This window comes from Azonexus sp. (assembly GCF_036170495.1).
GTDB lineage: Bacteria > Pseudomonadota > Gammaproteobacteria > Burkholderiales > Rhodocyclaceae > Azonexus.
Genome location: NZ_JAVHPH010000020.1, coordinates 1 through 1,380, shown reverse-complemented (window position 1 = coordinate 1,380; position 1,380 = coordinate 1). Strand labels below are relative to the sequence as shown.

Below are 1,380 nucleotides of genomic sequence, written 5' to 3'. Positions count from 1 at the left end.
TTGGTCTTGAAAATGGTGTCGTCGAAATTGCGCACGCCGACGAAGCCGCCGGTATTGACGTCGATGGTCGTCATCGCCTCGGTCTGATCCATGATCAGGTAGCCGCCGGATTTCAGATCGACACGGCGGGCCAGGGCTTTCTGGATTTCGTCCTCGACGCCGTGCAGGTCGAACAGCGGGCGCTGGCCGGTGTAATGCTCCAAAAGCTTGATCACCGCCGGCGTGTATTCCTGAGCGAAGACGGTCAGTTTTTGGAAATTTTCCCGCGAGTCGATGACGATGCGGGTCGTATCGGGATTGACGAAGTCGCGCAGGACGCGCTGGCCGAGCGACAACTCCTGATAAAGCAGGGTGGGCGGCCCGAAAGTGCGGGCCTTTTCGCGGATATCGGCCCAGGTTTTGCGCAGGTAGGCGATGTCGGTGGCGAACTCTTCGTCGCTGGCATTTTCGGCCATGGTGCGCACGATGAAACCACCGGGTTCGTCGTTCGGCACGAGACGGTTGATCTTTTCGCGCAGCGATTCGCGCTCGGCCTCCGATTCGATGCGCTGCGAGATACCGATGTGCTTTTCCTGCGGCAAATAGACGAGCATGCGGCCGGCGATGGAAACCTGCGTCGATAGCCGCGCCCCCTTGGTGCCGATCGGGTCCTTGACGACCTGGACGAGGATGCTCTGTCCCTCGTGCAGCATTTTCTCGATCGGCCGTTCGGGAGCCCGGTCCTGCGTCGCTTCGCGCGGTTGCCAGATGTCAGCGACGTGCAGGAAGGCTGTGCGGTCGAGCCCAACGTCGATGAACGCCGACTGCATGCCGGGCAGGATGCGGCAGATGCGCCCGAGATAAACATTGCCGACCAGGCCGCGGCTTGCCGTGCGCTCGATATGGAGTTCCTGGACGACACCCTGTTGCATGACGGCAACGCGGGTTTCCTGCGGGGTGAAATTGATCAGGATTTCTTCAGACATAGTCTCTACAATGCGCGGTTTCGCTGCATTCTACTATGCCCAAAGCCCCTGAACTCCTCGCCCCCGCCGGCTCGCTCGAGATGATGCGCACCGCCTTCGATTTCGGCGCCGACGCCATCTACGCCGGCCAGCCGCGCTACAGCCTGCGCGTGCGCAACAACGAGTTCGGCAGCATCGAAAAACTGGGCGAAGGCATCAACGAGGCGCACGCCCGCGGCAAGCAGTTTTTTGTCGTCAGCAACATCATTCCGCACAACGCCAAGCTGCCCACCTATCTCGACGACATGGCGCCGGTCATCGCCCTCAAGCCCGACGCCCTGATCATGTCCGACCCCGGCCTCATCGACATGGTGCGCGAAACCTGGCCGGAACAGGTCATCCACCTCTCGGTGCAGGCCAACACGGTGAATTGGGC

2 protein-coding genes are annotated in these 1,380 nt (G+C 61.3%); one reads left to right on the top strand and one right to left on the bottom strand.

The genetic code is table 11. The features are described from left to right. On the bottom strand, positions 1-965 hold a 965-nt coding region (locus ADADOO_RS00975; RefSeq protein ID WP_511274297.1), incomplete at its 3' end, for an Rne/Rng family ribonuclease. A 35-nt stretch (positions 966-1,000) separates the two neighbouring features. Here ADADOO_RS00975 and ADADOO_RS00970 point away from each other — a divergent pair. Further along, on the top strand, positions 1,001-1,380 hold a 380-nt coding region (locus ADADOO_RS00970; RefSeq protein ID WP_511274296.1), incomplete at its 3' end, for a U32 family peptidase.